The 16,704-nt window shown below is 67.6% G+C and carries 14 protein-coding genes; 4 read left to right on the plus strand and 10 right to left on the minus strand.

Annotated elements, in window-relative coordinates; all coding sequences use genetic code 11:
* Positions 1–8: 8 nt before the first annotated feature.
* The 8 genes from AC1RLW_RS13995 to AC1RLW_RS14030 form a co-directional block, all read right to left on the minus strand.
* Positions 9–779, minus strand: a complete 771-nt coding sequence (locus AC1RLW_RS13995) for an ABC transporter permease (RefSeq protein ID WP_070062385.1) — start codon at positions 777–779, stop codon at positions 9–11.
* A 10-nt stretch (positions 780–789) separates the two neighbouring features.
* Complete coding sequence (locus tag AC1RLW_RS14000) at positions 790–1,653, minus strand: ABC transporter ATP-binding protein (RefSeq protein ID WP_493193513.1); 864 nt, start codon at positions 1,651–1,653, stop codon at positions 790–792.
* Entirely contained in the window at positions 1,653–2,687 is a 1,035-nt protein-coding gene (locus tag AC1RLW_RS14005; RefSeq protein WP_062473355.1) for an ABC transporter substrate-binding protein, read from the minus strand. The genes AC1RLW_RS14000 and AC1RLW_RS14005 overlap by 1 nt, the downstream gene beginning before the upstream one ends.
* A gap of 155 nt (positions 2,688–2,842) precedes the next feature.
* Positions 2,843–3,841: a TRAP transporter substrate-binding protein gene (locus tag AC1RLW_RS14010; protein ID WP_070062387.1), complete on the minus strand. Its 999-nt coding sequence runs from the start codon at positions 3,839–3,841 to the stop codon at positions 2,843–2,845.
* Positions 3,842–3,894: 53 nt separating this feature from the next.
* Positions 3,895–5,160: a TRAP transporter large permease gene (locus AC1RLW_RS14015; RefSeq protein WP_062473357.1), complete on the minus strand. Its 1,266-nt coding sequence runs from the start codon at positions 5,158–5,160 to the stop codon at positions 3,895–3,897.
* Between the two features lies 1 nt (position 5,161).
* Entirely contained in the window at positions 5,162–5,779 is a 618-nt protein-coding gene (locus tag AC1RLW_RS14020; protein WP_493193516.1) for a TRAP transporter small permease, read from the minus strand.
* Positions 5,780–5,817: 38 nt separating this feature from the next.
* Positions 5,818–6,732 carry a dihydrodipicolinate synthase family protein gene (locus AC1RLW_RS14025; protein ID WP_493193517.1) on the minus strand — a complete coding sequence of 305 codons (915 nt, stop codon included), beginning with the start codon at positions 6,730–6,732 and terminating at the stop codon, positions 5,818–5,820.
* A gap of 288 nt (positions 6,733–7,020) precedes the next feature.
* Positions 7,021–7,800: an IclR family transcriptional regulator gene (locus AC1RLW_RS14030; RefSeq protein ID WP_493193519.1), complete on the minus strand. Its 780-nt coding sequence runs from the start codon at positions 7,798–7,800 to the stop codon at positions 7,021–7,023.
* 160 nt (positions 7,801–7,960) lie between these two features.
* Here AC1RLW_RS14030 and AC1RLW_RS14035 point away from each other — a divergent pair, with 160 nt between their 5' ends.
* The 3 genes from AC1RLW_RS14035 to AC1RLW_RS14045 are packed head-to-tail and all read left to right on the plus strand — an operon-like array spanning position 7,961 to position 11,525.
* Positions 7,961–9,622, plus strand: coding sequence for an OPT/YSL family transporter (locus tag AC1RLW_RS14035; RefSeq protein ID WP_493193521.1), 1,662 nt, complete (start codon positions 7,961–7,963; stop codon positions 9,620–9,622).
* 48 nt (positions 9,623–9,670) lie between these two features.
* Positions 9,671–10,720 (plus strand): S-methyl thiohydantoin desulfurase domain-containing protein, encoded by a 1,050-nt coding sequence (locus AC1RLW_RS14040; RefSeq protein WP_062473363.1) that lies wholly within the window; start codon positions 9,671–9,673, stop codon positions 10,718–10,720.
* A 13-nt stretch (positions 10,721–10,733) separates the two neighbouring features.
* The gene (locus AC1RLW_RS14045) at positions 10,734–11,525 is read left to right on the plus strand and encodes an aspartate/glutamate racemase family protein (protein ID WP_493193523.1); all 792 of its coding nucleotides are present in this window, start codon (positions 10,734–10,736) and stop codon (positions 11,523–11,525) included.
* Between the two features lie 76 nt (positions 11,526–11,601).
* Here AC1RLW_RS14045 and AC1RLW_RS14050 read toward each other — a convergent pair whose 3' ends face one another.
* On the minus strand, positions 11,602–13,902 hold the full coding sequence (locus AC1RLW_RS14050) for an NADP-dependent malic enzyme (RefSeq protein WP_493193525.1): 2,301 nt from the start codon (positions 13,900–13,902) through the stop codon (positions 11,602–11,604).
* 220 nt (positions 13,903–14,122) lie between these two features.
* Between AC1RLW_RS14050 and AC1RLW_RS14055 the strand changes: the two genes are divergently transcribed.
* Positions 14,123–15,463, plus strand: coding sequence for an NAD(P)/FAD-dependent oxidoreductase (locus AC1RLW_RS14055; RefSeq protein ID WP_492728163.1), 1,341 nt, complete (start codon positions 14,123–14,125; stop codon positions 15,461–15,463).
* 308 nt (positions 15,464–15,771) lie between these two features.
* Here the strand turns inward: AC1RLW_RS14055 and AC1RLW_RS14060 are convergent, their stop codons facing one another.
* Positions 15,772–16,683 (minus strand): 2-hydroxy-3-oxopropionate reductase, encoded by a 912-nt coding sequence (locus AC1RLW_RS14060; protein ID WP_062473371.1) that lies wholly within the window; start codon positions 16,681–16,683, stop codon positions 15,772–15,774.
* Positions 16,684–16,704: the final 21 nt, after the last annotated feature.

Below are 16,704 nucleotides of genomic sequence, written 5' to 3' on the forward strand. Positions count from 1 at the left end.
CCCATTATTTATGCGTTCTGCGAGCCGCGGTGTGCCCAGCCGGTGGTGTGCTTCTCGATGAGGCTGAACAGCTCATACATGATCATCGCCATCGCGCCCACCACCATCAGGCCCGCGAAGGCCAGGCCCATCTGCATGGCCGAGCCGGCCGAGATCAGCAGGTAGCCGATGCCCTCGTTGGCGGCGGTCATCTCCGACACCGTGGTGCCGACGAAGGCCAGCGTGATCGCCACCTTCAGCGAGCCGAAGAAGTAAGGCATGGAGCGCGGCAGGCCGATCTTGACGAGCACGTCCCAGCGCTTGGCACCCAGCACGCGCAGCACGTCTTCCAGCTCGGGTTCGAGCGTGGCCAGGCCGGTCGCGATGTTCACCATGATCGGGAAGAAGCTGATCAGGAACGCCGTGAGGATCGCCGGCCCGATGCCGATGCCGAACCACACGACCAGGATCGGCACGAAGGCCGCCTTGGGCAGGGCGTTGAAGGCCGTCATGAGCGGGTAGATCGCCGCATACGCCAGGCGCGAGCTGCCGATCACGAAGCCCAGCAGCACGCCCACCACGATCGCCAGGCCGAAGCCCGCCATCGTGACCCAGAAGGTGCGCCACGCGTGGCCCGCGATGATTTCCTTGAACTCCCAGAACTGCTCCCAGATGCGCAGCGGACTCGGAAAGATGAAGTCCGACACGCCGAAGCCCGCGCAGATCACCTGCCACAGCAGGAGCACCGCCACGAGCAGCAGCCACGGCGACCAGCGCTCGAGTTGTTTGCTGTTTTTCATTGCCGCCTCCTCAGTGCGCTGCCGCCGCCGCAGCGGAGGAGGTGGTGGTGGCGTTGCCGCGGATGGCGCCGATGTGGCCGCGCAACTCGAGCACGATGTCGGTGAACTCCTTGGTGTAGGTCAGCTCCAGCTCGCGCGGGCGCGGCAGGTCGATCTCGCGCTTCACCACGAAGCGCCCGGGGCTCTTGCTCATCACGTACACCGTGTCGGCCAGGAACACCGACTCGCGCAGGTCGTGCGTGACCAGGATCACGTTGAACTGCTGCTCGGTCCACAGGTCGCGCAGGATGCACCACAGCTCTTCGCGCGTGAACGCGTCGAGCGCGCCGAAGGGCTCGTCCAGCAGCAGCATCTTGGGCTCGTGGATGAGCGCGCGGCAGATGCTCGCGCGCTGCTGCATGCCGCCCGAGAGCTGCCACGGAAACTTGTCCTCGTAGCCGCCCAGGCCCACCTTCTGCAGCAGGCGGCGGGCGCGTTCTTCGTATTCCTTGCGTTTGGCCTTGAAGTTCGAGCGGTAGGGCTCGACGATTTCCAGCGGCAGCAGCACGTTGTCGACCGTGGTGCGCCACGGCAGCAGCGAAGGCGCCTGGAAGGCCATGCCCGAGATCTTCAGCGGCCCGGTCACGGGCTGGCCGTCGATGCGGATCTTGCCCATCGAGGGCATCTTCAGCCCCGTGGTGAGCTTCATGAAGGTCGACTTGCCGCAGCCCGAGGGGCCGACGATGGCGATGAACTCGCCGCGCGTCACCTTCAGGTCGATGGCCTCGACCGCGAAGTGGTTGGCGCGCAGCAGCTCTTCGTTGTAGGCGAGCCAGACGTCCTGGAAATCGACGAAGGGGGCGGCTGCGTCGGGTGTCGTTGCGCCGGCCGCCATCACTTGCGCAGGATTCCGCTGAGCTCGGCCGCGGGCGGGAGCATGGCCGCGGTCCACACGGCGTCGGGGCTCACGCGCGTCTTGGTGTTGAAGGCGTCCGAGACCTGCGAGGCCATGAGCGACATGCGGCCCGCGTTGACGGCACCGAAGCCGTCGGTGCGCGCGTCGGCGCTGTTGATGACGGTGTCGATCGCCAGCTGCAGGCGGCGCGTCTCGAGCTTGCTGTCGATGATGCCGTCGCGCGCCTTCACCGACTCGATGCCCAGGGCCGGGTTGGCGATGACTTCCTTGGCGCCCTTGGCAAAGGCCGAGAGGAACTTCTTCACCGCCGCCGGGTTGTCCTTGAGCAGCTTGGGCGAGGCGATGATCACGTTGCCGTACAGCTTCACGCCGTAGTCGGGGTAGGGCAGGATCACCACGTCGGCCGCCTTGGCGCCGCGCGCTTCCAGGTTGAGCAGCGAGGTGAAGGTGAAGCCCGTGATGGCGTCGATGTCGCCGCGCACCAGCATGGTCTCGCGCAGCGTCGGGTCCATGGCGGTCCAGTTCACGGCGCCGATGTTGTTGGCCTTGGCGAAGATCGGGAACGCGCGGCGGCCCGCGTCAAACACCGGTGCGCCGAGCTTCTTGCCGGCGAGGTCGGCCGGCTTGGTGATGCCGCTCTTCTTGAGCGCCATGACCGAGGCCGGCGTGTTGTTGTAGACCATCATCACGGCCACCGGCTTGTTCGGGCTGTCGGGGTTGTTGGCGTGGAACTCCATCAGCGCCGCGAGGTCGGCAAAGCCCATGTCGTAGGCGCCCGAGGCCACGCGCGTCACGGTGCCGCCCGAGCCGTTGCCGGCGTCGATGGTCACGTCCAGACCGGCGGCCTTGAAATAGCCCTTGGCCGCGGGATGCAGGAACAGCGCGGCCGGTCCTTCGAAACGCCAGTCGAGCTGGAACTTGATCGGCGTCGGGCTCTGGGCCATGGCCGAAGACAGGCCGAAGCTGAGGGCCGAGGCGGCGAGGAAGGACTGGATCAGTTGACGCTTGTTCATGCGGGTTCCGTGAATGTGAATGCTTCGGCATTCAAGCAAAAACGGTGCCCGCACGCGATTGGTGCGAACCCTTCCGGTGAATCACCGAGGTGCGCGGTGCGCCCAGGGCGTGTGCGGCGTGCACCGCGCCTGGGAATCGGGGGCCTGAAACCTCGTCAGAGCGTCGCGCCGATCTTGCGCAGCTCGGCGATCTGCGGCGCCTTGGGCAGCCAGACCTTGTCGAATTCGGCGATGACCGGCGCGGGGTTGTAGTTGCTGGCGCTCTTGATCGCGATGCCGCTGGCCTTGAACTTGTCGATGAGGCCCAGCTCGGTGGTCACGATGTCCTTGATCTGTGCGTCGAGCTGCTGCTTCACGAGGTCGGTGATGAGCGCCTTGTCCTTCGCATCGAGTGTCTGCCAGATGCGACCCGACACCAGCGGGGCGAAGGGCATGAACAGCGCGTTCATCGGCAGCAGGGTTTTCGAGACGCGGTCGAAGCGCTGGTTCCACGAGAACTCGATGTCGGCTTCGAGCCCGTCGACCTGGCCGTTGGACATGGCGTCGAACACGCCCGGCGTGGGAATGGGCGTGGGCGCGGCGCCCAGCAGTTGGTAGAAGTCGCGGTACACCGGCGTGGGGTTGATGCGCAGCTTCATGCCCTTCAGGTCGGTGGGCGAGGCGATGTCCTTGGTGGCGAACACCACGCGCATGCCGGTGATGCCCCAGCCCAGGCCGATGGTGCCGGTCTCGCGCGGCAGCACGTCGAGCAGCTTGAGCGCCGCGGGCGTGCGCACGAGCGAGGCGACGTTGGTGGTCGAGCGCACGAGGTACGGTGCGTTGATGGCCGCCACACTCGCCACGCGCGAGCCGAGTTCGGCCGCCTGGATCCAGCCCATGTCGAGCGCGCCCGACTGCAGCTGCTGCATCATGGCCGACTCGTTGCCGAGCTGGCCCGAGTGGAACACCGTGGCGCTCAGGCGGCCGTCGGTGGCCTTCTTCAGCGCCTCGCCAAAACTCACTGCGGCGCGGTTCCACGAGTGGCCCGCAGGCGTGATGAGGCCCAGGCGGAATTCCTTGGCGGCGGCGGCACGCGACACGGTGCCGAAGAGGGCGGTCGACGCGGCGGCGGTGCCGGCGGCGGCCTGGACGAACTGGCGGCGGGAGAGGGCCATGCGAAGCTCCTGTGGGGTGAGGTGAAGGGAAGCGAGAGAGATCGGTTCAGCGCTTACTTGATGAGCGCCAGCGAAAGACTCGGGAACAGCGACAGCAGCACCAGCGCCACGCAGCAGATCAGGAAGAAGGGCAGCGTGACGATGAACATCTTTCCGGGCTTGGCGCCGGTCACCGCCGAGGCCACGAAGAAGCTCAGCCCCACCGGCGGCGTCATCAGCCCGAGCACGAGGTTGATGACCACCACCACGCCGAAGTGGCGCGGGTCGATGCCGTAGATCTCCGTCGCGATGGGCAAGAGGATCGGCACGGTCATGATGAGACCGGGAATGCCGTCGATCACGGTGCCGATCACCAGCAGGATTACGTTCACCAGTAGCAGGAAGGCGATCGGGTCCTTCGCCACGGTCTGTATCCATGCGGCCGTGGCCTGCGGCACCTTGCCGTAGATCAGCAGCCACGAGAACACCGCGGCCGCCGCCACCAGGAACAGAACCACCGCCGAGTAGATCGCCGACTTCAGCAGGATCTGCGGAATCATCGCGAAGCGGAATTCCTTGGTCACGTAGCGCCCCACCAGCACCGCGGCCACCGCGCCCACGGCTGCCGATTCGGTGGGGTTGGCCAGGCCGCCGAGGATCGAGCCGACGATCACGATCGGAATGAGCAGCGTCGGGCAGGCCGTGAGGATCGTGTGCAGCCGCTGGCGGGCGGTGCGCTTCTCGGTGCGCGGGTAGTTGTAGATCACGCCCATGCCGGCGATGACGATGAAGAACAGCACCGTGAGGATCACGCCGGGGATGATCCCGGCGATGAGCATGTCGCCCACCGCCACCTGCGCGAGCACGCTGTACACCACGAACATCACCGAGGGCGGAATGATCGGGCCGAGCATGCCGCCGTACACCGTGATGCCGGCCGCGAAGGTCTTGTCGTAGCCCTGCTTCTCCATCTCGGGCACCATGATCTGGCTCATGATCGCCACCTGCGCGGTGGCCGAGCCGATGATCGACGACACCAGCATGTTCGCCAGGATGTTCACGTAGGCCAGGCCGCCCTTCACCGAGCCGATGAAGGCCAGCGCGAGGTCGACGAGGCGGCGCGTGATGCCGCCGCCGTTCATGATCTCGCCGATGAGGATGAACAGCGGAATCGCAATGAGGCTGTAGCTGTCGACGCCGCCGAACATCTGCACCGGGAACGACTGGAACAGCACCGTGTCGCCCGAGTTGAGGATGTAGACGATGCCCGACAGGCACAGGCAGGCACCGATCGGCACGCCGACCAGCATGATCAGCAGGAAGAAGGCAGAGGTCAGCATTTCAGTTCACGGCGTCCGCGTTGGCGACATGGAACTCGTCGTGCGTGCGCTTGGGCTGCAGGCCGAGGTCTTCGAGGAGGTTGGCCAGCGCATGCACGCTGAGGGTGAGCGCGAAGATCGGCAGGATCAGCTGCACCACCCACGTCGGCCAGTCGAGCGTCTGCGTGCGCTCGGTGTAGAGGAAGTTGAAGCTCTCGGCCGCGAATTCCTTCGCGTCGAAGCCGTGGCGCACGATGCCGGCCGGGTCCATCCAGAGCCAGCACATCGCGAGCAGCGCCAGCCCGAGCAGCAGCACGCCGCCCGAGGCACTGGCCTTGGCGATGCGTGCGGCCCGGGTGCCGAGCTTGTCGGTGAGCAGCGTCACCGCAAAGTCCAGCCGCAGCCGCGTCATCGCCGACGCACCGATGAAGGTGAGCCAGACCACGCAGTACACCGAGGCCTCGTCCACCCAGTAGAGCGGAAAGCCGCCGTAGCGCGTGACCACGTTCAGCAGCACCAGCACGATGAGCAACCCCATGAGGCTGCTGAGCAGGTGGCGCTCGCAGCGCAGGACGAGGTCCGACGCGTCGAGCACGCGGCGGGACAGGCCGCCGCTTTCTTTCAAGGCGTTTTCTTGCATGGTGTTCTGGGCCTTGCGGTGCGTCGTGCGCGCGGCGATTACATGACCGACTGGTACTGCGCAGGCCGCGTGGCCAGCGCCTTGGCGACGACCTTCTCGATGAAGGCGCGCTCCTCGCCGATGAGCGGCAGGCGCGGGCGGCGCATGTGCTCGGTGCCCACGCCGACCAGCAGGTCGATGAGCTTGAGGTTCTGCACCAGCTTGGTCGACACGTCCAGGTGCAGCATTGGCGTCATCCACTGGTACAGCTTCAGGGCTTCGGCGAATTTGCCCGCCTTCATCAGGTCGTACAGCGCCACCGTCTCGCGCGGGAAGGCGCAGCCGACACCGGCCAGCAGGCCGTCGCAGCCCAGCGCCAGGCCTTCGTAGGCCAGGTCGTCCACGCCCAGGAACAGCTGGTAGCGGTCGCCCACCGTGTTGCGCAGGTCGGTGATGCGGCGGATGTCGTCGGTGCTTTCCTTGATGGCGGCGATCCACTCGCAGTCGGCCAGCTCGACCATGTGCTGGGGCTTCAGGTCCACGCGGTAGGCCACCGGGTTGTTGTAGACCATGATGGGTTTCTGGGCCGTGTCGGCGATGGTGCGCACGTTGAGCATCGCTTCGCGCGCGTCGGCCACGTAGATCACCGAGGGCATGACCATGTAGCCGGCCACGCCCAGCTTGTTGGCGCCGTCCACGTAGCGCAGGGCTTCGCGGGTGCTGGTCTCCGAGACGTTGGCCAGCACGGGGATGCGACCGTCGGCGGCTTCGAGCGCGATCTTGGCGACCTGCAGCTTTTCTGCCAGCGTCAGCGTGCTGGCTTCGCCGAGCGAGCCGCAGGTGACGAGGCCATGGATGCCGTTGCGGATCTGGAAGTCGATGTGGCGGGCGGTGCCCTCGGCGTCGATGCTTTCGTCGGCGTGGAACTTGGTGGTGATGGCAGGGAAGATGCCTTGCCAGCGGGGATTGCTCATGGGTGCGTACCTCGAAAAAAAGAAGAAAAGGGCGCTGCGGACAGCGGTCGAAACCAGGGCTTGAAGGCTTGGTTTTTAAATATATTAGTAAGATATGAGAAATATCTGCTCAGGGTATTAGCAGATTGCATGCCAGCCGAAATGGTGGTTGGAGGCTTCTGGAAAGGGCGGTCGGGCGCCCGGAAGCACCGCCTTGGCGCACCCCGCGCCTCACGATGCAGCGGACGAAAAAAAGCCCCGCAGCGGCGAACGCGGCGGGGCGTGCGGCTGGCGCCGGCGCCGGCGTGGCTACGTCAGCGCGGCCGTCGCCCCGAAGCCCAGCCAGTACGGATCGCCCACGCGCTTGCCCACGCTGCTGGCGGCGTCGCGCACGGTGGCGCCGAAGCGCTCCACGAGCGCTTCCGACAGCTGCTCCGCGGGCAGCGCGATGCCGAAGGCGTAGGTCTGGCGCGTGGCGGGGTCGAGCACTGCCGACGAGATGCCCGCCACGTTGGTCACGTACTCGCCGCGCGACAGGGCCCAGCCCGTGTCGCGGATCACGGCCAGGCGCGCGAGCAGGTCCTTGCGCGTCTTCGGCGCGTGGCCGCGGCCCTGGTCGAGCTTGGTGCCGATCAGGGCGCCCACTTCGTCGTCGTCCAGGCGGGCCAGCAGCGCTCGGCCCATGGCGCTGGAGTAGGCGGGTGCGCGGCTGCCCGGCGGCGTGTAGATCTGCAGCGCGCCGGCGCCGGTGCGCATCTGGATCACCAGCGTGTCGGTGCCGTCGAGCACGTTGATGTAGCCCGTGCAGCCGGTCTCGCGCACGAGCGCGTCGAGCGCCTCCTCGACCAGCGAGGCCGTGTTGCGCGAGGCGCGGAAGTGGTACGAGGCTTCCATGATCACGCCGCCCGGGCGGTAGGCGCGCGTGGCCGTGTCGCGGTCCAGGAAGCCGTAGCTGGCCATCATGCTCAGCGTGCGCGAGGCCGAGCTCTTGGGCAGGCCCAGCTCGGTCACGACGTCCGTCACCGTGATGTCGCGACGCAGCCGCGCGATCAGCTTCAGGACGTCCATGGCGTTGGCAAGGGTGCTCATCGTGTTCGATAGGTTGGGGTGGGAATCATAGGTTCGGCGCCGGTGCGTCTTTTCGGCCGACCCGGGTGAACGCCCGCTTGACAGCCGAAAGTACGGTTTTATCATTCAGTTCAATTTTATTGGACATGGTTCCAAAATATGGAACTAACGAGGAATGACCATGCACCATGAAGTGACCGCCGTCGCGCCGCTGGAAGACAAGGGCGCCGGGCACACCGCGTTGCCGCCGGCCGCGCTGCATCCCAAGGCGCTCGCGCCCGCCAACCTGATCCTCACGGTGGTGCTCAGCGTGTTCGGCGCCATCGTCGGCATCCAGATGCTGGCCAGCCTGGGCATCACGCCGAGCACCTCGCTGATCGGCGCGCTCGCGGCCATGACGCTGGCGCGCGTGCCGCTGGCCATGTTCCGGGGTTTTCGCTCGGTGCATGCGCAGAACCTGGCGCAGACGAGCATCTCGTCGGCCACCTTCGGCGCGGCCAACAGCCTGTTCCTGCCGATCGGCATTCCCTTCCTGTTCGGCCTGCCGCAGATGGTGGTGCCGATGCTCGTCGGCGTGAGCCTGGCGATGCTGCTCGACGCCTGGCTGCTGTACCGCATGTTCGACACGCCCGCCTTCCCCGCGAAGAACCCGTGGCCGCTGGGCATCGCCGCGGCCGAGGCCATCAAGGCGGGCGACGGCGGCGGCAAGCAGGCCTGGTTGCTGCTGGGCGGGCTGGCCACCGGCGTGGCGGGTGCTGTGTTCAAGCTGCCGATGTCGGCCTTCGGTGTGGCGCTGATCGGCGGGCTGGGCGCCATGACCGCCTTCGGCATCGGGCTGCTGGTGCGCGGCTACTCGGCGCCGCTGTTCGGCTTCGACATCGGCACGCGCTACGTGCCGCACGGGATGATGATCGGCGCCGGCCTCGTCGCGCTGGTGCAGGTGGCGCGCGTGGTGCTGAAGAGGCACGGGCGCGCTGCCGACACTGACAGCACCGCCGCGACGAAGGAAGCGCTGGCCGAGGCCCGCGGCGCCAGCGTGCTCGGCCGCTCGCTCAAGCTGGGCGGCGCGGGCTACCTCGCGATCATGGTGCTGCTGTGCGCGGGCACCGGCATCTACACCGGCATGTCGCCGGGCATGCTGGCCTTGTTCATCGTGTACGGCACCTTCGCGGCCTTCGTGCACGAACTCATCGTGGGCATCGCGGCCATGCATTCGGGCTGGTTCCCGGCCTTCGCGGTGGCGCTGATCTCTTTGTTGCTGGGCATCCTGATCGGCTTTCCGCCTGAGGCGCTGGTGGTGCTGGCCGGCTTCTCGGCCGCCACCGGCCCGGCCTTTGCCGACATGGGCTACGACCTCAAGGCCGGCCACCTGCTGCGCGGCGAGGCCTCGGGCTCGGCCTTCGAACTCGAAGGCCGGCGCGAACAGATGATTGCCGGCATGGTCGGCTTCGGCGTGGCGATCGTGGTGGTGGCCTGCGCGTACCCGCTGTTCTTCGCCAACCACCAGACCGCGCCGATCAACGCCGCCTACGTGGCCGCGATCAAGGCCGGCATCTCGGGCGAGACCGCGCGCAACCTCGCGCTGTGGGCCGTGCCCGGCGCGCTGCTGCAGCTGGCGGGCGGGCCGCGCCAGCAGCTGGGCGTGCTGTTCGCCACTGGCCTGCTCATCGCCAGCCCGATGGCCGGCTGGATGGTCGCGGCCGGCATCGCCTGCCGGCTCACGGTGCACGGCGTGCTCGGCGCCGCCGCGCGCGAACGGCTCGAGGTGTTCGCCGGCGGCGTCATCGCAGGCGATGCGCTCTACAGCTTCTTCTCGGGCGCGGTGAAGAGCCTGCGCAAGTAGTTCTTCATCTCCTTCTTTCCTTTCATCACACACACAGGAATCGAATCCATGAAACGCAATCTGACCAGTGACGACGTCCGCGCGGCCATCTGGGGCGGCGCCATCCTCGGCGGGGGGGGCGGCGGGCTCATCGCGGCCGGCGAGCGCGCCGCGCGGCTGGCGCTGCAGGTCGGCACGCCGCAGCTGTGGAGCGTCGACGAGTTCGACGACGCCGCGCTCACCGCCACCATGGCCCTGGTGGGCGCGCCGGCCGCGCCCGACCCGCACGTGCAGCCGGCGCACCTGCTGCGCACGCTGGAACTGCTGCGGCGTGAGCTGCCGGCGGGCCAGAAGCTGGTCGCGCTGCATGCCAACGAGAACGGCGCCGAGACCACGGTCAACGGCTGGTTCCATGCCGCCATGACCGGCCTGCCCGTGATCGACCTCGCGTGCAACGGCCGCGCCCACCCCTCAAGCGTGATGGGCGCGCTGGGCCTGCACACCGAGCCCGACTACCTCTCGGTGCAGGCCTACGCGGGCGGCGAGCCGCACCGCTATGTCGAAGGCGTCGTGTCGGGCCGGCTCGAGCAGACCTCGGCCGTGGTGCGCCGCGCCTCGGTGGAGGCGGGTGGCCTCGTGGCGGTGGCGCGCAACCCCGTGACCGTGGGCTACGCGCGCCAGCACGGCGCACCGGGCGCCATCAGCCACGCCATCGCGCTGGGCCAGACCTTCCTGGACGGCGGCGTCGATGCCGTGGCCCGTTCGCTCGACGGCCGCCTCGTGGCCGAGGGCACGGTGCGCAGCTACCGCTGCGAGCAGCAGGAAGGACTGGACGTCGGCGTGGTCGAGCTCGACGACGCGGCCGGCACCACGCTGCGCTTCATCAATGAGTACATGCTGCTGGCGCAGGGCGGCGAGCGCATCGCGCGCTTTCCCGACCTGATCATGACCTTCTCGGACGACGGCCAGCCCGTGGTGTCGGCGCATGTGCGCCAGGGCGCGCGGCTGCGCGTGCTGGTGGCGCCGCGCGCGCGGCTGCTGCTGTCGCGCACCATGTTCATGCCCGAGCTGTACCGGCCGCTCGAGAAGTCGCTGGGCGAAGCCTTCGCGCCGGCCTGAACGGAGAAACCACATGGCATTGCGCATCCGCTGGATCCGGGCCGTCGGCAACGACACCTACAACGCGCGCTTCGCGCAGGAATTCGCCGAGGTGAAGAACCCCGGCACCGAGGTCGAGGTGGTGTCGCTGCGCAACGCCTCGGTGCAGCACCACGTCGAGTACCAGAGCTACGAGGCGCTGCTGGGCGCCGACATCGTGCGCGCCGTGCGCGACACCGCGCAGCAGGGCTTCGACGCCGTGGTGGTCGGCTGCTTCTACGACCCGGTGCTGCTCGAGGCGCGCGAGATCTCCGGCCAGACGGTGGTGGTCGCGCCCTGCCAGGCCTCGTTCGAGGTCGCGTCCAACCTGGCGCAGAAGGTCTCGGTGATCGTGGGGCGGCGCAAGTGGGTGCCGCGCATCGAGGCGCGCGTGCGCGAGTACGGCCATGCGCATCTGATCGCCTCGTTCCGCGCGCTGGAACTCGGCGTGGAAGACTTCCAGCGCGACCGCGACGAAACCGTGCGCCGCATGATCGCGCAGGGCCGCCGCGCCATCGACGAGGACGGCGCCGAGGCGCTCATCCTGGGCTGCACGCTCGAGTTCGGCTTCTACCGCCAGCTGCAGGACGCGCTGGGCGTGCCCGTCATCGATTCGGCGTTGGCCGCCTTCAAGCGCGCCGAGGCACTGGCCGACACGAAACAGCGTTTCGATTGGAAGCCCAGCCGCGTCGGCGGCTGCGAGCCGCCGCCCGAAGACAGGGAGCTGCTGGCCTGGAACGTGTTCGACCCGGCGGACGTGCCGGTGGTGTCGCCTGTCCACGCCTGAACACGGCCGTCCATGAAAAACGCCCCGCCGCGGAGACCGCGACGGGGCGTTGTGTTTCATGGAAGAAACGTCGGCGTCAGTCCTGGGCCTTCACCTTCGCCACGGCCAGCGCCGTCATGTTGATGATGCGGCGCACCGTCGCCGAAGGCGTCAGCACGTGCGCCGAGCTCGCGCCACCCAGCAGGATCGGGCCCACCGTGATGCCGTTCGCGCCCGTCATCTTCAGCACGTTGTAGAGGATGTGCGCCGAGTCGAGGTTCGGGCACACCAGCAGGTTGGCCTCGCCGGTGAGCGTGGTCTCGGGCAGGGCGGTGCGGCGGATCTCGTCGGACAGCGCGGCGTCGCCGTGCATCTCGCCGTCGCACTCGATGTCGGGTGCCATCTGCGAGAACAGGTCGCGCGCCAGGCGCATCTTGCGCGCCGAACCGCGGCTGGAGGTTCCGTAGTTCGAGTGCGACAGGAAGGCCACCTTCGGCGGCAGGCCGAAGCGGCGGACCTCTTCGGCGGCCATCACGGCGATGCTGGCCAGCAGCTCGGCGCTCGGGTCTTCGTTCACGTTGGTGTCGGTGATGAACACCGTGCGCTTTTCGAGCGTGAGCGCGTTCAGCGTGGCAAAGCCGGGCGCGCCGCGCTTCAGGCCGATCAGGTTGCGGATGTGCTCCAGGTGCACGTCGAAGCGTCCGACCAGGCCGCAGATCATCGCGTCGGCATCGCCCAGGTGCAGCATCAGCGCGGCGATGGTGGTGTTGGAGCGGCGCACCATCGTCTTGGCGGCCTCGGGCGTGACGCCGCGGCGGCCCATGAGCTTGTGGAAGCTCTCCCAGTAGGTGCGAAAGCGCGGATCGTCTTCCGGGTTCACGATTTCGAAGTCGGTGCCGGGGCGGATGTGCAGGCCGGCCTTCTGAATGCGTGCCTCGATCACGGCGGGGCGGCCCACCAGGATGGGCTGGGCCAGGCCTTCGTCGACCGCCCACTGCGCGGCGCGCAGCACGCGCTCGTCCTCGCCCTCGGCGTAGGCCACGCGCTTGGTGGTGGAGATCTTGGCGGCGCTGAACACCGGGCGCATGAACATGCCCGTCTGGTAGACGAAGCGCGTCAGGTGCTGGCGGTAGGCCTCCATGTCCTCGATGGGGCGCGAGGCCACGCCCGAGGCGGCGGCCGCCTTGGCCACGGCCGGTGCGATGCGCAGGATCAGGCGCGAGTCGAAGGGCTTCGGAATGATGTAGTCGGGGCCGAAGGCCAGCTCCTGGCCGGCGTAGGCGGTGGCCACTTCTTCGCTGATGTCGGCCTTGGTGAGGTCGGCGATCTCGCGCACGCAGGCCAGCTTCATTTCTTCCGTGATCTTGCTCGCGCCGCAGTCGAGCGCGCCGCGGAAGATGTACGGGAAGCACAGCACGTTGTTGACCTGGTTCGGGTAGTCCGAACGGCCCGTGGCGATGATGCAGTCGGGGCGCACGGCCTTGGCCAGTTCGGGGCGGATCTCGGGCTCGGGGTTGGCCAGCGCCAGGATGATCGGCTGCGTGCCCATGGTCTTGACCATCTCGGCGCTCATGACGCCGGGGGCCGAACAGCCCAGGAACACGTCGGCGTCCTTCACCACGTCGGCCAGGGTGCGGGCGCCGGTGTCCTTCTGGGCGTAGCGGGCCTTCGATTCGTCGAAGCCGCCCGCGCGGCCCATGTAGATCAGGCCCTTGGAGTCGCAGGCGTAGATGTTGGCGGGCTTGGCGCCCAGGCCGACCATCACGTCCAGGCAGGCGATGGCGGCGGCGCCGGCGCCCGAGACGGCGATCTTGACGTCCTCGATCTTCTTGTCGACCAGTTCCAGGCCGTTGAGCAATGCTGCGGCCGAGATGATGGCCGTGCCGTGCTGGTCGTCGTGGAACACCGGGATGTTCATGCGCTCGCGCAGCTTCTTCTCGATGTAGAAGCACTCGGGCGCCTTGATGTCCTCGAGGTTGATGCCGCCCAGCGTGGGCTCCAGCGCCGCGATGATGTCGACCAGCTTGTCGGGGTCGTTCTCGGCCAGCTCGATGTCGAACACGTCGATGCCGGCGAATTTCTTGAACAGGCAGCCTTTGCCTTCCATCACGGGCTTGGAGGCCAGCGGGCCGATGTTGCCCAGGCCCAGCACGGCGGTGCCATTGGTGATGACGCCCACGAGGTTGCCGCGGGCGGTGTATTCGGCCGCGAGCGCGGGATCTTCCGCAATGTCGAGGCAGGGGTAGGCCACGCCCGGCGAATAAGCCAGCGACAGGTCGCGCTGGTTCAGCAGGGGCTTGGTGGGGGTGATCGAGATCTTGCCCTTGACGGGCGAGCGGTGGTATTCGCGCGCTGCTTCTCGAAGTGCTTCTTCAGCGGGGGACAGGGATGCAGCCATTTGAAAAGTCTCCTAGGTTCTGGCGGGCAATGAGGCTACCGCAAAAGCGCGGCCTCTTCTCTCGGGGGGAACGACGAGACCCTCTATCTTCCGCCTGATCGAGAGGGTCTGCCGACTCGCTAAACTTCAACACCCCCGTTTCCGGGGGGCAAATCCGTGCCGCACGGGCGGTGCGGCGAACCAACGTCCACAACCACAGAACAACACGGAGGGACATCGAATGACACCCGGACCTTTCACCGGCACCGAGCCGGATGTCGTGGTCATCGGCGGAGGCCCTTCGGGCTCCACGGTGGCTGCCTTGCTCGCAGACAAGGGCCACGACGTGGTGCTGCTCGAGAAGGCGCAGCATCCGCGCTTTCACATCGGCGAATCCTTGCTGCCGATGAACATGCCGCTGTTCGACCGGCTCGGCGTGCGCACCGAGGTCGAGGCCATCGGCTTGCGCAAGCACGGCGCCGAGTTCGTCTCGCCCTGGCACGACCACAGCAGCCACTTCGACTTCGGCCAGGCGATGGACAAGAGTTTTCCCTATGCCGTGCACGTGCGCCGTTCGGAATTCGACGAGCTGCTGTTCCGCCACGCCGGCAAGCGCGGCGCGCGCACCTTCGAGGGCCGGCGCGTCACCGGCGTCGACATGGACGCCGGCAAGGGCACGCCCGACAACCGGGCGCTGGTGAAGGTCAAGGCCGACGACGGCACCGAGACCGAATGGCGCCCGCGCTTCGTGATCGACGCCAGCGGGCGCGACACGCTGCTGTCGAACCAGTTCGACGCCAAGCAGCGCAACCGCAAGCATGCGAGCGCGGCGCTGTACGGCCACTTCGCCAACGCCGAGCGCCGGCCGGGCCGCTTCGAGGGCAACATCTCGCTGTTCTGGTTCGACCACGGCTGGTTCTGGTACATCCCGCTGAAGGATGGCACCGTGAGCGTGGGCGCCGTGGCCTCGCCGGCCTACTTCAAGCGGCGCCAGGGCGCCTCGCTCGAGGACTTCCTGATGCAGACCATCGCGCTGGCGCCCAAGCTGGCTGCGCGGCTGAAGAACGCCACGCTCATGGAAGGCGCCACCACCACCGGCAACTACGCCTACGACTCCAAGTTCTGCCGTGGCGACCGCTTCATGATGGTGGGCGACGCCTACGCCTTCGTCGACCCGATGTTCTCCTCGGGCGTGTACCTGGCGATGAACAGCGGCTTCGAGGCCGCGACCTGCGCCGACCACTGGCTCAAGGGCGAGGCGAAGGAGGCCGAGAAGGCCTTCCGCCATTACGAGAAGGTGATGAAGCACGGGCCGAAGATGTTCTCGTGGTTCATCTACCGCATCACCTCGCCCGCCATCCGCCGCCTGTTCATGGCGCCGCGCAACATCTGGCGCATGCAGGAGGCGCTCTTGTCCATCCTGGCCGGCGACCTGTTCCGCAACACGCCCATCGGGCCGCGCTTCTGGGGCTTCAAGGTGACGTACTACGCGTCGTGCATCGGCATCCTGCCGCAGGCCGTGAAGACCTGGGCATGGCGCCGGCGCAATCTCAAAGAGTCTCTGGAAGCTGCAAAGAGCTGATCCCTGCGGCGAGGCCGCGCGGGGCATTCGGGGGCGCGCTCGCGCCGACGGGGCACCTTGCTCCGCGAATGTCCCCCGGCCTGCGGCCTCCTCCTTGATTTCGCTGCGCAAGGCACCCCATCGACCCGAGCGTTGTTCGCACGGGTCGTTGATCGGCCGCACACCCGCAGCGTGTCCCGTGGCCAGGACACTGGGTGCTTCCCGCAGCGAAATCAAGGAGGAGGGGCGAAGCCCCGGGGGACATTCGCGGAGGGAAGTACCCGGTGGCCTGGGCACGTTCCCCGAATGACCCCGCCACTTGATGAGGCTCAGTCCGGCGTGACCGTGTGCTGGGCCAGTGCTTCGAGGGCCTTCACCAGCGCCGAGTGATCCAGCTGCCCGTAGCCCATCGCCGCGCAGGCGTTCATCAGCTGCGCTGCATTGGCCGTCTGCGGCAGGGCCACGCCCAGCGAACGGGCGCTTTGCATCGCCAGGTTCAGGTCCTTCTGGTGCAGCGAAATGCGGAAGCCCGGCGCAAAGGTGCGCTTGATCATGCGTTCGCCGTGCACTTCGAGGATGCGCGAGCTGGCGAAGCCGCCCATCAGCGCCTGGCGCACCTTGGCCGGGTCGGCGCCGGCCTTCGAGGCGAACACCAGGGCCTCGCTCACGGCGGCGATGTTCAGCGCCACGATGATCTGGTTGGCCACCTTGCAGACCTGGCCGTCGCCCGCGCCGCCCACCAGCGTCACGTTCTTGCCCATCTTGTCCAGCAGCGGCTTCACGCGGCCGAAGGTGCCTTCGTCGCCGCCGCACATGATCGTCAGGCTCGCGGCCTTGGCGCCCACTTCGCCACCCGAGACCGGCGCGTCGATGTAGCCGGCGCCCAGCGCGACGATGCGGCGTGCGAATTCCTTGGTGGCGATCGGGTCGATGGAGCTGCAGTCCACCACGATCTTGCCCTGCGAACCCTTCAGGCCGTCGGCCACGCCTTCCGCGCCGGGGGCGCCGAACAGCACCTTCTCCACGTCCGGGGTGTCGGGCACCATGATGAAGACGATGTCGGCCTTGCGCGCCACTTCGGCGGCCGAGCCGCAGATGGTGGCCTTCGAGACGAAGGGCTCCGGCGTGTTGCCGTGCGTGTTCACGAAGAGTTCGTGGCCTGCGTCGAGCAGGTGGCCCGCCATGGGGGCGCCCATGATGCCCAGGCCGATGAATCCGATTTTTTGTGCTGCAGTGGTCATGTCTCTGTTTCCTTCGTGAAC

It is taken from the genome of Variovorax sp. GW822-FHT04A09, from assembly GCF_058801005.1.